At 41.2% G+C, this 15,088-nt stretch carries 16 protein-coding genes and 1 tRNA gene; 16 read left to right on the forward strand and 1 reads right to left on the reverse strand.

What is annotated here, in order from left to right; genetic code table 11:
- Positions 1-54 precede the first annotated feature (54 nt).
- Positions 55-1,440, forward strand: coding sequence for a site-specific integrase (locus Q7J41_RS02615; protein WP_304884962.1), 1,386 nt, complete (start codon positions 55-57; stop codon positions 1,438-1,440).
- Between the two features lie 132 nt (positions 1,441-1,572).
- Here Q7J41_RS02615 and Q7J41_RS02620 read toward each other — a convergent pair.
- Positions 1,573-1,648 (reverse strand) — tRNA-Ala (locus Q7J41_RS02620).
- Positions 1,649-2,050: 402 nt separating this feature from the next.
- On the opposite strand from Q7J41_RS02620, the gene Q7J41_RS02625 reads away from it, so the two are divergent.
- The 15 genes from Q7J41_RS02625 (at position 2,051) to Q7J41_RS02695 (ending at position 15,083) form a co-directional block, all read left to right on the forward strand.
- Positions 2,051-3,304 carry a PocR ligand-binding domain-containing protein gene (locus tag Q7J41_RS02625; protein WP_304884965.1) on the forward strand — a complete coding sequence of 418 codons (1,254 nt, stop codon included), beginning with the start codon at positions 2,051-2,053 and terminating at the stop codon, positions 3,302-3,304.
- 2 nt (positions 3,305-3,306) lie between these two features.
- Positions 3,307-4,425 carry a response regulator gene (locus Q7J41_RS02630; protein WP_304884967.1) on the forward strand — a complete coding sequence of 373 codons (1,119 nt, stop codon included), beginning with the start codon at positions 3,307-3,309 and terminating at the stop codon, positions 4,423-4,425.
- 293 nt (positions 4,426-4,718) lie between these two features.
- The gene (pduA, locus tag Q7J41_RS02635; protein WP_014356948.1) at positions 4,719-4,994 is read left to right on the forward strand and encodes a propanediol utilization microcompartment protein PduA; all 276 of its coding nucleotides are present in this window, start codon (positions 4,719-4,721) and stop codon (positions 4,992-4,994) included.
- Positions 4,995-5,022: 28 nt separating this feature from the next.
- Positions 5,023-5,808 (forward strand): propanediol utilization microcompartment protein PduB, encoded by a 786-nt coding sequence (pduB, locus tag Q7J41_RS02640; RefSeq protein ID WP_026396058.1) that lies wholly within the window; start codon positions 5,023-5,025, stop codon positions 5,806-5,808.
- A 44-nt stretch (positions 5,809-5,852) separates the two neighbouring features.
- Complete coding sequence (locus tag Q7J41_RS02645; RefSeq protein WP_304885095.1) at positions 5,853-7,514, forward strand: propanediol/glycerol family dehydratase large subunit; 1,662 nt, start codon at positions 5,853-5,855, stop codon at positions 7,512-7,514.
- A gap of 16 nt (positions 7,515-7,530) precedes the next feature.
- Entirely contained in the window at positions 7,531-8,178 is a 648-nt protein-coding gene (locus Q7J41_RS02650) for a propanediol/glycerol family dehydratase medium subunit (RefSeq protein WP_304884975.1), read from the forward strand.
- A gap of 15 nt (positions 8,179-8,193) precedes the next feature.
- The gene (locus tag Q7J41_RS02655) at positions 8,194-8,697 is read left to right on the forward strand and encodes a diol dehydratase small subunit (protein WP_304884976.1); all 504 of its coding nucleotides are present in this window, start codon (positions 8,194-8,196) and stop codon (positions 8,695-8,697) included.
- Positions 8,698-8,733: 36 nt separating this feature from the next.
- A complete protein-coding gene (locus Q7J41_RS02660; protein WP_304884977.1) occupies positions 8,734-10,548 on the forward strand; it encodes a diol dehydratase reactivase subunit alpha in 1,815 nt (604 codons plus the stop codon).
- Position 10,549: 1 nt separating this feature from the next.
- Positions 10,550-10,924 (forward strand): glycerol dehydratase reactivase beta/small subunit family protein, encoded by a 375-nt coding sequence (locus tag Q7J41_RS02665; RefSeq protein ID WP_304884978.1) that lies wholly within the window; start codon positions 10,550-10,552, stop codon positions 10,922-10,924.
- A gap of 12 nt (positions 10,925-10,936) precedes the next feature.
- The gene (locus Q7J41_RS02670; RefSeq protein ID WP_304884979.1) at positions 10,937-11,359 is read left to right on the forward strand and encodes a BMC domain-containing protein; all 423 of its coding nucleotides are present in this window, start codon (positions 10,937-10,939) and stop codon (positions 11,357-11,359) included.
- A gap of 59 nt (positions 11,360-11,418) precedes the next feature.
- Complete coding sequence (pduL, locus tag Q7J41_RS02675) at positions 11,419-12,072, forward strand: phosphate propanoyltransferase (protein WP_304884980.1); 654 nt, start codon at positions 11,419-11,421, stop codon at positions 12,070-12,072.
- Positions 12,073-12,076: 4 nt separating this feature from the next.
- Complete coding sequence (gene eutJ / locus Q7J41_RS02680) at positions 12,077-12,901, forward strand: ethanolamine utilization protein EutJ (protein WP_304884982.1); 825 nt, start codon at positions 12,077-12,079, stop codon at positions 12,899-12,901.
- A 24-nt stretch (positions 12,902-12,925) separates the two neighbouring features.
- Positions 12,926-13,765, forward strand: a complete 840-nt coding sequence (locus tag Q7J41_RS02685; protein ID WP_304885097.1) for a flavoprotein — start codon at positions 12,926-12,928, stop codon at positions 13,763-13,765.
- Positions 13,766-13,781: 16 nt separating this feature from the next.
- Positions 13,782-14,060 (forward strand): EutN/CcmL family microcompartment protein, encoded by a 279-nt coding sequence (locus Q7J41_RS02690; protein WP_026396049.1) that lies wholly within the window; start codon positions 13,782-13,784, stop codon positions 14,058-14,060.
- A 12-nt stretch (positions 14,061-14,072) separates the two neighbouring features.
- The gene (locus Q7J41_RS02695; RefSeq protein ID WP_304884985.1) at positions 14,073-15,083 is read left to right on the forward strand and encodes a cob(I)yrinic acid a,c-diamide adenosyltransferase; all 1,011 of its coding nucleotides are present in this window, start codon (positions 14,073-14,075) and stop codon (positions 15,081-15,083) included.
- Positions 15,084-15,088 lie beyond the last annotated feature (5 nt).

The raw sequence follows: 15,088 nt of genomic DNA on the forward strand, positions 1-15,088 counted from the left end.
TTGCAAATCAAGTAATTTTTTCATTTATGATTTTATTTTCAAGGAGGTACCCCCATGGCCAACATACAAAAAAGAGGAAACACCTATAAAATAACTGCCTATAGTGGTTATGATACCGCTGGCAAACAAATCAGGCACACCATGACCTATAGGCCTCCAGAGGATTTAAGCCCGGCCAAATTAAAAAAAGAGCTGGATAAGATCGCCCTGGAGTTTGAAGAAAAATGCAATCTGGGCTATGTCATGGACAGCAATATTAAGCTCATTGATTTTATTGAGATCTGGTTTAAGAACTATGTAGGCAATAAGAACCTCTCCCCGGTAACGGTCAGGGGCTATCAAAATGAATCGATTAAAATAATTGAAGAGCTAGGACATATTAAAATGGGCCAGATCACGCCTAAACACATCCAAGACTTTTATGCAAAGATCAAAGGTAGTACCGGTGTAAGGGGTGGGGAAAAATTCACGGTAACGCCGGAATATCTGGCAACCGTGGCCAGCATGAAACAAAAGGATATTTCGGATAAAGCCGGGATCAATGACGATGCACTGCGACGATTAAAAAAAGGCGGGAACACTACCCATGAAATAGCCTGTAAGGTGGCTGATGCCATTGGAAAAGATTTTGATACCCTCTTCCTGTCTACCAACCCACAAAGGGAAGTCTCAAATGAAACAGTGCTGCATTACCACAAATTATTGAATAACATCATGAATACCGCTGTTAAATGGGGCGTTATAGCCTTTAACCCCATAGAAAAACGGGTAGAGTTGCCAAAATCAGACCGCAAAGAACCGGCCTATATGGATGATAAAGAAGCCCTGGCATTTCTGGAACTGCTGGAAGAGGAACCCATCAAATATAAACTAGCGCTTAACCTTCTAATATTCAGTGGTTTACGGCGTGGGGAGATCGGCGGCTTGAAATGGTCGGACATTGATTTCGATGATAAGATCATCACTGTGAAGAGGGCTTTAAAATACATTGCCGGTGTGGGCCTGTTTGAAGGGGAAACCAAAACCTTTAAATCAAGAAGAAGCATTAAGCTGCCTGATTTCGTCTTTGATCTGTTCAAGGCCTATAAGGTGTGGCAACTGGAAGAGCGCCTTAAGGTGGGGGATCGGTGGCAAGATCATGATTTTATTTTTACCCGGTGGAATGGGGAACCCATGAGCCTGGACACGATCGGCGGTTATTTGAAGAAATTCACAGACAAGCATGGGTTAAAGCCGGTGCACCTGCATTCACTCAGGCACACCAATGCCTCAATACTCATTGCCAGCGGTGTGGATCTCAAAACGGTATCCTCACGGCTGGGACATTCTAATTTATCAACAACGGGGAATATTTATGCCCATGTGATTAATTCAGCCGATGCAAAGGCCAGTGATGCCCTGGATCATATTCTAGTCACAAAAGCCCGTAAAGCTCAGTAACTTTTGTTATTGGGCTTTGTTTTTTTTAAGAATAAACACCAAATAAACACCAGACTAGGGGTTTATTGACCTCTTCCAGCCCCGGGACATAAAAAAAAGAGAACCTCAACGGCTCTCTTATGCAATTCTTATTGGTGGAGATGAGGGGACTCGAACCCCTGGCCTTCTGACTGCCAGTCAGACGCGATCCCAACTTCGCCACACCCCCAGATGATACTGCTTTCAGGACACTTTTACAGTATAATTGAGCTGCCTTTTTTTTGCAAGTGTTTTTTTAAAAAAAGTCGAGAAAAAAGGAGGCTTTTTTATTTTTGGGGATAAAATGAGGGGAAAAGTACTGATTGAATGATTAGAAATGCGAAAAAATAGGTTTGTTGCTGGCCACCGATAAAATACAGAGTTGTTCAAATACCTGAAGTCAAGAAAATATCTGTTTTGTCTGAAATGCTAATATTTATAAAAATACGAAGCAATATAATACTGAAGTAAAGCGAAATATTCTAAAACAGTAAAAAAAATGCCAAAAATTTCCTGTATGTGTTATAATATTACTCAATGGAAATCGATGTAAAATGAAAATTATGGGATTATTGTCTAAAGGGGTTGTTTTATGAGAGTCTTACTAAAGATTACTGACATTATTGACGTAGAGGTGCTGCAAAGAATACAGGATTCTTTTTCAGATGCCACCGGACTTGCCGCGGTTACGGTTGATTACAAAGGCAATCCAATTACGGAATACAGTAATTTTTCGGAATACTGTACCTGTGTCAGAAAAGACAGCAACAATCGCGATTGTTGTTTTCAGTCAGATGCCCATGGTGGCATTGAATCGGCACGATCCGGAAAACCATCGATTTACATTTGTCATGGGGGACTGGTAGACCTTGCCGTTCCAATCATGGTCAAGGGAAATTATCTGGGCGCCATTATGGCGGGACAGGTAAAAATTGATGAAGAAGAAATGAAACGTCTGCCTTATGGCACCAGCCATGAACTGACGGATTTTTCGAAAAACCCGGAAATCACGGATTTGTATGACAAAACGTTAAAAACAACATTAACCCAGGTCAGAGCAGCAGCGGATCTGCTCTATACTATTGCCAATTATCTGGTTGAAAAACAAATGATTCATATTATCCAGGAGGAATTACATAATAAAAACCTGGAATTAATGGAAGAGGTTAAGCTGCGAAGTGAGGTTGAGGCTTCATTGAAAGAAGCGGATTTAAAAGCTTTGCAGGCTCAGATTAATCCTCATTTTCTGTTCAATGTATTAAACACTATTGGCCGGTTGGCACTTCTGGAGGGGGCAGACAAAACCCAGGAAATGATCTATGCATTTTCGGACATGATGCGCTACACCCTTAAAAAAGAAAAGAACAATGTGGTGACGCTGAAAGAAGAAATGGAACATGTGCAAAACTATTTATCGATCCAGAAAATGCGCCTGGGAAATCGATTGAATTATTCGGTGGAAGTGGATGAGATGGCTGAAGATATCTTATGTCCATTTATGACCATCCAGCCGTTTGTCGAAAATGCCATTATTCATGCCATTGAACCCAACGCCAAAGGCGGAGCGGTGAGGATAACAGCGGATATTCTGAAAGAAATAGCGATTTTGAAAATTGTTGATGACGGGAAAGGAATTCCTGGTGATCGTATCCATAAAATTTTGGATGGAACCTACGAAGCTGACGGACGGGAAAAAAATACCGGAATTGGAATAAATAACGCAAACAAGCGGCTTATGTATTACTACGGCGTTGATTATGGGGTTGAAATAAAAAGTGAGCTTGAAAAGGGCACTGAAATCACTATTAAAATACCTCGTAAATCTCTAGCTGGGAGGGGATTATAATCATGTATAAACTGTTTATTGTTGAAGACGAGCATTTAGAGATTGAAGCGATTAAACTCATTCTAAGTCAACATGGCGAAAACATCGAAGTTGTGGGCGAAGCATCTTCGGGACTGGTGGCTATTGAAGAAATCCGTCGGCTGAATCCGGACATTATTCTATTAGACATCAACATTCCGGAAATTAACGGCATTGATGTTCTAAAGATGATCAAAAAAGAAGATCATGAAAAGAAGGTCATTTTAATTACCGCATTTAATGAATTTGATTTTGCTCATCAGGCCATCAAAGCTCGAGTTGATGATTTTTTGTTAAAACCGATCCGTCCCCAACAACTCATGGATTCAATCAATCAGAGTATTGCTTCATTAAAGAACAATGCCAAAGAGCGATTTGATGAAAAAATGAATGAAGTTATTTTTGCCATTATCCAGAAAAAATACAGTGATGCCCGAACAGCCCTGATTAGTTATCTGGATATGATCTATGATTATCATACCTATGATATCATGTCGGTACAGGCAGAAATTAAGCATTTTATGGAAGAACTTAATATTGTTACTCAGGACATGTGCGGTTATGAACTGAATAGTCCGCTCTGCTCAAGTAACAACATGCAATTTGTCAACGGCTATAAAAATCGTTATGACTTGAAAATTGAAATTATGAAAACTATTGACAAGGTCTTTGACCGGATGCTTGACAATAAAGAAACGCGAAAGAACAATATCGAAGATATTTTGAATTATATTGACCGAAACTGTTATAAGGATATTTCCCTTGATCAGGTTGGCGAGTATGCCAACATGAGTTCTTACTATTTAAGTAAGATCTTTAAAAAGGAAACCGGCGTCAATTTTGTGACCTACCTGACGGAACGAAAAATTGAGATTGCCAAGGATATGCTGGCCAATACCGACGTTCCGATTATCAATATTGCGCTGGATCTTTCTTACCATGAACCGAATTATTTCAGCAAGGTATTTAAAAAGAGTACCGGAATGACACCGACTGAGTATCGGAAAGAGCGCCGCGGCATCGCTCTTGAGGAAGATGAACAATTAGGAAACGGCCATTCAAAAGATGAAAAGTATGCAGAAAAGCATCGGGAAGTATCCTGATACAAAAAGCAAATAAAAGAGTAAAAATATAGAACAGGAAAACCTGATGGTTGACCTGTTCTTTTTATATGCCAGAATAATTAGAGGTGACCTTATAGTGCAGGGATTAGACAAAATATTCCACTATGTTTTTGTGTACAGAGACAAAAAACCGCGGTAGTAAAAGGTTTTCAAGGCGATCTTGAGAAACCCACAATAATTTTATAAGAACAGCACAAGTAATTATCATAGCCTTTGCATTAGAATATAGGTAGTTCAGTAACAAAATCTTGTAATTAAGGAGGATAGAGCTTATGACAAACGAAGCTTTAGGCATGATTGAAACCAAAGGTCTGGTTGCCGCTATTGAAGCAGCAGATGCTATGGTAAAATCAGCAAATGTATCATTAATGGGCTACGAAAAAATCGGTTCCGGTTTAGTAACTGTAATGGTTCGTGGTGATGTTGGAGCAGTTAAGGCTGCAGTTGATGCAGGTGCTGCAGCAGCTGACAAAGTTGGACAAGTTGTTTCAGTACACGTAATCCCAAGACCACACGGTGATGTGGAGAAAATTTTACCAAGTCTATAATATTTAATAATTACGGAGGTGTAAATTAATGAAAGATGATTTAATGAACAAGTTGATGGAAGAAGTTATGAAAAAAATGAGTGAAGTTGAAGAAACTGGCTCAGTTGCCGCTGCAACAGGTGTATGCGGATTGACCGAATTTGTAGGAACAGCTGTTGGTAACACAATTGGTTTTGTTATTGCAAACGTGGACAGAACTTTACATGAAGCTATGAAAATTGATCCTAAATACAGATCTATCGGTATTCTTTCCGCTAGAACTGGTGCTGGTCCTCAGATTTTTGCTGCTGATGAAGCTGTAAAAGCTACTAATTGCGAAGTCGTTTCTTGTGAACTTGCAAGAGATACTGAAGGTGGCGCAGGTCATGGTTCTTTAATTATCTTTGGTGCGGAAGATGTATCTGATGCAAAACGTGCTGTTGAAGTAGCTCTTAACGACTTAAACAGAACCTTCGGAGATGTATATGCAAACGCTGCAGGCCATTTGGAATTCCAATATACTGCCCGCGCAAGCTTTGCTTGTAATATGACTTTAGGTGCTCCAATCGGAAAAGCTTTCGCAATCATTGTTGGTGCTCCAGCTGGTATCGGCGTATTAATGTCTGATGCTGCTTTAAAAGCTGCTAACGTAGAACTTTGTGGTTATGCTTCACCTGATAATGGTGGTACTAAATATTCGAATGAATCAATGATCTTCATTTCTGGAGACGCCGGTGCAGTTCGTCAAGCCGTATACGCTGCTAGAGAAGTTGGTAAACAAGCTTTAGAAGCTCTTGGCGGTCCTTGCCCACCTGTAACAACTCCTTATATTTAAGTAGCTGTTGTTAGTTTTCTAAGAAAGAAGGAGGAATAATGACTATGAAGTCAAAAAGATTTGAAGCTTTAGCAGCTCGTCCAGTCAAAAAGGATGGTTTCGTTAAAGAATGGCCAGAAGTAGGTCTAATTGCAATGAACAGCCCTGGGGACCCAGTTCCTAGTTTACGTGTTGAAAATGGTGTAGTTGTAGAACTGGATGGAAAAAAACGAGCAGAATTTGATATGCTTGATACTTTCATCGCTAACTATGCAATTCGTTTAGAAAAAGCCCAAGAATATATGGCAATGGATTCGATCAAAATTGCTAATATGCTTGTTGATATTAATGTTCCAAGAGATATCGTTGTAGATATTACTACCTCGATCACGCCTGCTAAAATTACTGAAGTACTTGGTCACATGACAGTATTAGAAATGATGATGGCTCAAAGTAAAATGCGAGCTCGTTTAATGCCTTCTAACCAATGTCACGTAACCAACGTAAAAGATAACATGGTTCAAATCGCTGCTGATGCTGCAGAAGCTGCAATCCGTGGATTTGATGAAATGGAAACAACAGTAGGTATCGGTCGTTATGCACCATTTAACGCTCTTGCTATCATGGTCGGCGCAAATGTTGGTCGTCCAGGTATCTTAACACAATGTGCTGTTGAAGAAGCTACCGAACTTGACCTTGGTATGAAAGGTTACACCGCTTATGCTGAAACTATTTCGGTATATGGTACCGAACCAGTTTTCATGGATGGTGATGATACGCCATACTCAAAAGCTTTCTTAGCATCAAGCTACGCTTCTCGTGGTTTGAAAATGCGTTTTACATCTGGTTCTGGATCAGAAGTACAAATGGGTTATGCCGAAGGCAAATCAATGCTTTATCTTGAAGCTCGATGCTTATACATCACTAAGGGTGCCGGCGTACAAGGGAGCCAGAATGGTTCAGTTTCTTGTATCGGTGTTCCAGCAGGTGTACCAGGCGGTATCCGAGAAGTATTGGCTGAAAACTTATTGGCAGCATGCCTCGATTTAGAGTGTGCTTCTTCTAATGACCAAACCTTTACTCACTCAGACTTACGACGAGTTGCTCGTTCATTAATGCAAATGGTACCAGGAACTGATTACATCTGTTCTGGTTACTCTGCTACACCTAACTATGATAATATGTTTGCAGGCTCTAACTGGGATGCAGATGATTATGATGATTGGAATGTCATCCAACGTGACTTAAAAATAGACGGTGGTTTACAACCTGTTGGCGAAGAAGAGCTTGTTGCTGTTCGTGCTAAAGGCGCTCGCGCAATGCAGATCTTATTCAGAGAATTAGGCTTAACCGAAATCACTGATGCTGAAGTTGAAGCGGCAACTTATGCTCGTGGATCTCAAGATATGCCTGACCGTGATGTTGTCGCTGACTTAAAATCTGTTGAAGATTTAATGGGTCGTGGCGCAACAGCAGTTGACTTTATTAAAGCTTTAGACCGCGGCGGCATGAGAGATGTTGCTGAATCGATCTTTAACATTCAGTTACAGAAATGTGCGGGTGACTACTTACACACTGCTTCTAAATTAAGCGCTACATGGGAATGTATCTCAGCAGTTAACTATCCAAATACTTATCATGGAGTAAAAACTGGTTATGTAATCAGTGATGAAAGATGGGCACAAATCCAAGATATTCCATGGGCTGTTGACCCAGCAAGCATATAGGAAGGGGTGTAAAAAAATGGCTATAAACGAACAAATGTTAAAAAGCATTATCGAAGATGTTTTAAAAGAAATGACTGGCGCTACTTCAGCTTCTGCACCAGCTGCTTCTGCTGCTGGCTCAGTTAAACTGACTCCAATCGGAGAAGCAAAACAAGGAATGGCTAGTGATGAAGTAGTTATTGGTTTAGCTCCTGCTTTTGCAGAATCTCAAACGGTAACAATCGTCGGTCTGCCACACGATAAGGTTCTTAAAGAAATTATCGCCGGTATCGAAGAAGAAGGCTTAAAAGCCCGAGTTATCAAAATTTACCGAAGTTCTGACGTTGCTGTATGCGGTCATACTGCTGCTAAACTTTCTGGATCCGGTATTGGTATTGGTATCCAGTCAAAAGGTACTTCCTTAATTCACCAAAAAGATTTACCACAGTTAAGTAACTTAGAATTATTTTCTCAAGCACCATTGATCGATTTAGAAACATATCGAATGATTGGGAAAAATGCTGCTAAATATGCTAAAGGCGAAAGCCCAGCACCCGTTCCAGTAAGAAACGACCAAATGGCTCGTCCAGCTTACCAGGCGAAAGCAGCCTTATTACATATTAAAGAAACTGAACATGTTGAAGCCGGTAAAAAAGCCGTCGAACAACAAGTTTCGTTTGTATAAGTGGAGGTGACCAGAATGACACAAGAACAAATGTTGGAACAAATCGTTAAACAAGTTATGAGTTCGATGAGTACCGCTGCAGCTCCAGCTACAGGCGCTACTGGAACTGTTTCGAAAGCTGATTACCCAATCGGAGATAAAAGACCAGAACTGATCTTCTCTGCTACCGGAAAGGCTTACAAAGAATTAACCTTAGATAAATTATTAGCTGGCCAATTAACACCAGAAGATTTACGTATCAGACCAGAAACCCTTGAACTTCAAGCTCAGGTTGCTGAATCTGTAAAACGTGATGCATTTGCTAGAAACCTAAGAAGAGCTGCTGAACTGATCGCTGTTCCAGATGCTCGTTTATTAGAAATCTACAATGCCCTTCGTCCATACAAATCAACTAAAGACGAATTATTGGCGATTGCTGCTGAACTTAAAAATCAATTCAATGCTCCAATTTCTGCTTCTTTAGTAGCAGAAGCTGCTGAAGTATACTACAATAGAAAAAGATCAAAAGAATTCTTATAGAATTAGCAGAATAGGAAGTGTTGGGAGGACTAACATATGATTATTGCAGGAATAGATATTGGAAATGCAAGCACTGAAACAGCTCTTGCCCGATATGTCGACGGAAAGCCTGAATTTCTTTGTAGTGGTATTGTTGATACCACTGGGATGAAGGGAACCCGTCAAAATATTCATGGAGTTTTCGCCTCTCTCAAACAAGCCCTTGAAAAAGCTGGTTTAACCGTAGAAAATGTTGATTTAATCCGGATCAATGAAGCTGCTCCTGTTATTGGGGATGTAGCAATGGAAACAATTACGGAAACAATTATTACGGAATCAACCATGATCGGTCACAATCCCTCTACACCAGGGGGATTGGGGATCGGTGTGGGTGTGACCGTAGACATAAGAGAAGTTAGTAATTGTGATAAAGGCGAGTCAGTTATCGTTGTTATCCCAAGAGAAGTGGATTTTGAAGATTCCTCTCGGATTATTAACCATGCTGTTAATAACGGCATATTTATTAATGGTGCCATTGTCCAACGTGATGATGGCGTTTTAATTAATAACCGACTTGTCAAAAAAATTCCGATTGTTGATGAAGTTTCACTGATTGAAAAGGTGCCAAGAAACATGCGCGCAGCCATTGAGGTTGCCGCACCAGGTTCGGTAGTTGAACAGCTATCAAACCCATACGGCATTGCAACCGTATTTGATTTAACATCCGACGAGACAAAGCAGGTTGTCCCTGTATCACGAGCACTCATCGGAAATCGTTCAGCAGTTGTTATCAAAACGCCGGCAGGGGATGTCAAAGAAAGAAAAATCCCGGCTGGCCAAATCATTATTCAGGGATCTAACAAAAAAGCCCAGGTTAATGTCGATGATGGTGCTGAAAAAATTATGGATGCAATACGTTCCGTAGCTCCTGTAGAAGATATTAAAGGAGAAGCTGGCACTAACGCCGGTGGAATGCTCGAAAAGGTCAGACAGGTCATGTCGAACCTGACAGATCAACTGCCAAGTGCAATTAAGATTCAAGATTTATTAGCCGTCGATACTTTCGTACCACAAACTGTCAAAGGTGGGGTTGCGGAAGAATTTTCCATGGAAAATGCCGTTGGTATTGCCGCCATGGTTAAAGCCGATAAATTGCAAATGAATATGATTGCTCATGAATTGGAAGCTGAACTGGGTGTAAAAGTTGAAGTGGGTGGAGTGGAAGCTGATATGGCGATCCGCGGCGCCTTAACAACACCGGGAAGCAATCGGCCTTTAGCAATTATCGATATGGGTGCAGGATCGACAGATGCAGCAATTATTAACAGGGCAGGTGAAATCAAGTCCATCCATTTAGCAGGTGCCGGAAATATGGTCACACTGCTCATCGCATCTGAGTTAGGATATGACAACATGGCTCTGGCGGAAGATATCAAAAAATATCCGCTGGCAAAGGTTGAAAGTTTATTCCATATTCGTCATGAAGATGGAACCGTTCAATTTTTTGACAAGCCACTTGATCCCAGAACTTTTGCACGGGTTGTCATTTTGACACCGAATGGAATGATGCCCATGCCGGGTAACTACTCACTGGAACGTATTCGAGCAGTACGTCGAGAAGCGAAAACAAAAGTATTTGTTGTAAATGCCATTCGTTCTTTAGAACGAGTTAGCCCCACCGGAAACGTCCGGGATATTGAATTTGTAACTTTGGTCGGAGGATCAGCTCTAGATTTTGAGATTCCGCAGTTAGTAACAGATGCCCTATCCAAGTACAGCATTGTTTCAGGACGGGCGAATATTAGAGGGGTTGAGGGTCCACGTAACGCAGTAGCCACCGGTCTCGTACTTGCTTACGAAGAAGGTGAATAAGATGCGGATGGATTTCGATGCTCCAAAACCAGAAATTAAAGTTGTCCATGGCAAAAATATTACGTATCAAAAGGTCGTTGACGAAGTATTACATGGAATCGAAGAAGAAGGTGTGCCTTTTTCCATCGAAGAACTGGAAGAAACCAATCCGGTGGAGCTTGCTTTTAGAGGAGCTGAATTATCCCACCTTGGCGTTGGAATCGGAATTACCGAAAATGAAGTGGTGCTCCATTATATTAAATTAAAAGAGGACCATCCAATTTTTAAAATTCCATCTTTCAGTGACGAGGCCACGCTACGAGCAATCGGAAGCAATGCCGCAAGACTGGTAAAAAGAATGCCGTTTAAGAATCTAGATAATACTGAGCTGTCGTAAGGAGGGGTTAATTTGAATAGAGGAGAGGCCATTGGCCTAATAGAAGCTATTGGGTTGGCCACAGCGATTGAAGCTGCCGATGCGGCAGTCAAGTCAGCAAATGTCAGGCTGATTGGCTATGAAGCGTGTAAAGGTGACGGTATGTCTACCATTAAAGTGGCAGGCGATATTGGCGCAGTTAAGGCGGCGGTTGACGCGGCTACAGCTGCTTGTGCCAAAGGTCGGGGTGTTTGGGGAACCAAAGTGATCGCCAGACCCAGTGAAGGTATTGATAAATTAATTTACAATAATCAAACAGTGGGTTACACACCACCGGAAGAACCAAAAGCTGAAGTAGTCATTATCGATGAAAATGAAGAAACAGTAGAAGAAACAGTAGAAGAAACAGCAGAAGAAACAGCAGAAGAAACCGCAGAAGAAACCACAGAAGAATAATCACTGAAATCTGCTTAATGTTTCAGACAGAGAGATCTTTTGAAGAAAAGGTGTTAGATATGAATGCAGACGAAAAAAAAGTAATTGAACAAATCGTAATCAATACGGTTAAGAAATTGATGGAAGAAAAAGACAGTCCGAATCGTGTTGCTTTGGGAATTTCTAATAAACACATTCATCTTTCCCAGGAAGATATTGAGACACTTTTTGGCAAAGGTTATGAACTGACCAATATAAAAGACTTAAAACAACCAGGACAATATGCAGCCAAAGAGTCGGTTAAAGTGATTGGACCCAAAGGAAGTTTTGACAAGGTTCGCATTTTAGGACCAGCCAGACCAGAAAGTCAAATCGAAATATCTTTAACTGATGCCAGAACCCTGGGGATTAAAGCTCCTGTTTGTGAATCAGGGAAACTTGAAGGCACCCCGGGAATTACCCTTGAAGGACCATGCGGTTCCGTTACACTTAGCCATGGGGTGATTGTTGCACTTAGACATATTCACATGCCACCTGATGTTGCTGAAAAACTTGGAATTAAAGATAAAGACTGGGTATGTGTTGAAACAAGCGGCGTTCGAAAAACTATTTTCTGTAATGTGCTAGCCCGGGTATCCGATAAATTTGATTATGAAATGCATTTGGATACGGATGAAGCGAACGCAGCAGGACTTAATAACGATGATTATTTAAAAATAATCCCAAACAGGTGAAATAATGGATTGGAAATCTGGTAACGACGCAATATTGGAATTTGCAGAATTAATTCGAGAGAAAAAAGCCAATGCTTACACTGGTGAGCTAAAAGTTGGTGTCGATCTCGGTACTGCAAATATTGTCATCGCAGTGGTAGATGAGAACAATCGTCCCATTGCTGGAGCTACTCAAGGCGCGTCAGTTGTTCGCGACGGAATTGTTGTCGACTATCTCGGAGCGAGCCAAATCGTACGAAAACTTAAAGGTGAGGTTGAGGGGATTTTGGGCATTGACTTATCATATGCCAAAGCCGCCACGGCCATTCCTCCTGGTATCTTGGCAGGGAATACAAAGATTATTTCTAACGTGGTTGACTCGGCCGACTTTGTAGTAACAAATGTTGTTGATGAACCCACTGCAGCAGCAACCGTTCTTGGTATTCAAAATGGCGCTGTTGTGGATGTTGGGGGCGGAACCACCGGAATCAGTATTCTCAAAGATGGTGAAGTTATTTTCACAGCCGATGAAGCGACCGGAGGGACACATATGAGTCTGGTACTGGCAGGTTTTCATCATATAAGCTTTGAAGAAGCAGAGGAACTTAAAAAAAACGAATCACAGAAAAAGATATTTCCAATTATCAAACCCGTCGTACAGAAGATGGCGTCGATCGTCAATCGTTTTATTGTCGGGTACGACGTTGATGTTATTTATGTGGTTGGCGGGGCTTGTGTCTTCGATGATTTTGAAAAAACATTTGAAGACGAAACAGGCATCAAAACCATTAAACCAGTAGAACCATTATTGGTAACACCCTTAGGGATCGCCTTTAATTGTCAAAGGTAAGAAATGTGGTGATAGAATTTGGACATGGAGAAAATGCTTGAAAATGGTTTGTTGGATATACTTATTCAAAAAATCGTTGACGAGGTTGTCAGGCGAATAAAAAATCAACCTAAAAAAGCAGTTGTTTTCTTTACGGGAGCTTCGATTGGTTTTAGAGAGTCGATGGATTCACTGTTGAAATTACAAAAAGATGGTTGGCAATTAAAAGTTGTTCTTTCTGATGATGGCATGAAGGTGTTAGATCCTGTTGCTATGCAAAAAGAACTGAATCTTGACGTGATTTATCACAGTGGCAACATCAAAAGCCAAAAAGAGCTGTATGGATCAGCTGATATGTTTGTGATTGCCACCATGAGCGTGAATACAGCAGCCAAACTGGCTGTGGGAATAACCGACACCGTTTTGTTATCCCTCGTAAATCACGGATTTATGGCCGGTACACCGGTAGTTGCGGCAATCAATGCATGTGATCCGGGTGATCCCCAGAGAGCATCGCTGGGGATGGGAAAATCGTCTCCAAAATATCGGGAAATGTTGAATAACAACATCAAAACACTGCGAGATTTTGGAATGAAATTAGTAAGTGGCAATGACTTGTATGCTACTTGTGTTGGTGGAACCCCCACAGAAGCTAATAATTTAATCGTTGAAAAGACAGCCAAGCCGGTCGGAAAAGAACCAGTGGTTAACCAGATCTCACCGGTCAATAATAGCGAATGCGTGATTGATAAGAACGTTATCTCACGGGTCGATATTTTAAAAGCCCGGGGAGCAAAGCTGGTTAAGATACCATCTGGATCAATTTTAACAGGCTATGCTGCGGAAGCTGCAAAGGAATTTGGGCTCCAGATTATCAGGATTTAATAAGGGTGGTGAATTTATGCAGTTAGCAAAAGTAGTCGGAAACGTAGTATCAACCCAAAAAGATCCTAATCTTGTGGGATGTAAACTGTTGATTATTAAAAAAATTGATGAATACGGCGAATTTGAAAAATATTCAAGTTCTTCTACAGCAATTGCCGTGGACTCGGTGGGCGCAGGGATTGGTGAAACCGTCATCGTTACATCTGGCAGTAATGCCCGGTATGTTTATGGTGATAAGATGGCACCAATTGATATGACCATTGTCGGTATCATTGATGAAATTCAGATTGTTTAGTGAGGTGAAGAGATGCCAAATGTGTATACCCGAGGAGGGGACAAAGGCGAGACTGGTCTTTTTGGATCCAGTCGGACGCCGAAGGATAATATCCGTGTTGATGCATATGGAACGATGGACGAAGCAAATTCGGCCATTGGTTTAGCGTACTCACTTTGCGAAGATCAAGATATTAAAGAAATATTGCACTATTTACAAAAACGGATTTTTGTTTTAGGTGCAGAACTTGCCAGTGATGAAAAAGGCAAGGCGATGCTGACAGACAAAATTTCCCAGGCCGATGTGGATTACATGGAATGCACGATGGAACAATATTTAGCAATCATTGGTCCGCAGAAGGCTTTCATTATCCCAGGTGCCAGTCCGGCATCAGCAGCACTACATGTAGCGCGCACAGTTGTCAGACGGGGTGAGCGATTAATTGTCAAATATAATCGCAAAAATGAAGAAAGTCGACCAGAATTAGTAAAATTCGTTAATCGACTGTCTGATACCCTTTTTGTTTTGGCACGGACAGTAGAGTTTAATGGTGTCGTAAAAGAAATTGTCGACCGGGTAAAAGAAAAGTTGAGTCGATTAGAAACTGCGCAAGCGGGCATTGTTAATGGCGAAGCTTGTGAAAAAGAATATTCTTTACTCACTCTAGCAAAAAAAATGGCTGCTGCAGCCAGAGTTAAGGCGGAAGAAATCAATGTTCCGATTGTTTTTTCAGTTGTCGACTCAGGTGGAAATTTGGCCTACTTTGAACGTATGGAAGATGCGTTGATGGTCAGTATTGATATTTCAGTGAATAAGGCATATACTGCCAATGCACTGAAAATGTCCACTGATAAAGTCGCCAGTGTGGTAAAAGAGGATGGCTCACTTTATGGCCTGCAATGGACCAATAATGGTCGGATGGTCGTTTTTGGCGGGGGCTATCCACTAAAATACAATGGCGAAGTAATTGGTGGAATTGGCGTCAGCGGCGGAAGTGTCGATGAAGATATGATTATTGCGAAGAGTGCTTTAGCTGTTTTATAAAATAC

The sequence above is a fragment of the Acetobacterium sp. genome (genome assembly GCF_030652775.1).
Lineage (GTDB): Bacteria > Bacillota > Clostridia > Eubacteriales > Eubacteriaceae > Acetobacterium.

What these genes read in the sequence shown, in the direction of transcription:
- Q7J41_RS02665 (WP_304884978.1), top strand. Translation starts at nt 10,550, where the DNA reads ATGCGGATGGATTTCGATGCTCCAAAACCAGAAATTAAAGTTGTCCAT.
- Q7J41_RS02685 (WP_304885097.1), top strand. Translation starts at nt 12,926, where the DNA reads ATGGAGAAAATGCTTGAAAATGGTTTGTTGGATATACTTATTCAAAAA.
- Q7J41_RS02695 (WP_304884985.1), top strand. Translation starts at nt 14,073, where the DNA reads ATGCCAAATGTGTATACCCGAGGAGGGGACAAAGGCGAGACTGGTCTT.
- Q7J41_RS02630 (WP_304884967.1), top strand. Translation starts at nt 3,307, where the DNA reads ATGTATAAACTGTTTATTGTTGAAGACGAGCATTTAGAGATTGAAGCG.
- Q7J41_RS02660 (WP_304884977.1), top strand. Translation starts at nt 8,734, where the DNA reads ATGATTATTGCAGGAATAGATATTGGAAATGCAAGCACTGAAACAGCT.
- Q7J41_RS02650 (WP_304884975.1), top strand. Translation starts at nt 7,531, where the DNA reads ATGGCTATAAACGAACAAATGTTAAAAAGCATTATCGAAGATGTTTTA.
- Q7J41_RS02625 (WP_304884965.1), top strand. Translation starts at nt 2,051, where the DNA reads ATGAGAGTCTTACTAAAGATTACTGACATTATTGACGTAGAGGTGCTG.
- eutJ (WP_304884982.1), top strand. Translation starts at nt 12,077, where the DNA reads ATGGATTGGAAATCTGGTAACGACGCAATATTGGAATTTGCAGAATTA.
- Q7J41_RS02655 (WP_304884976.1), top strand. Translation starts at nt 8,194, where the DNA reads ATGACACAAGAACAAATGTTGGAACAAATCGTTAAACAAGTTATGAGT.
- pduB (WP_026396058.1), top strand. Translation starts at nt 5,023, where the DNA reads ATGAAAGATGATTTAATGAACAAGTTGATGGAAGAAGTTATGAAAAAA.
- Q7J41_RS02690 (WP_026396049.1), top strand. Translation starts at nt 13,782, where the DNA reads ATGCAGTTAGCAAAAGTAGTCGGAAACGTAGTATCAACCCAAAAAGAT.
- pduL (WP_304884980.1), top strand. Translation starts at nt 11,419, where the DNA reads ATGAATGCAGACGAAAAAAAAGTAATTGAACAAATCGTAATCAATACG.
- Q7J41_RS02615 (WP_304884962.1), top strand. Translation starts at nt 55, where the DNA reads ATGGCCAACATACAAAAAAGAGGAAACACCTATAAAATAACTGCCTAT.
- Q7J41_RS02645 (WP_304885095.1), top strand. Translation starts at nt 5,853, where the DNA reads ATGAAGTCAAAAAGATTTGAAGCTTTAGCAGCTCGTCCAGTCAAAAAG.
- pduA (WP_014356948.1), top strand. Translation starts at nt 4,719, where the DNA reads ATGACAAACGAAGCTTTAGGCATGATTGAAACCAAAGGTCTGGTTGCC.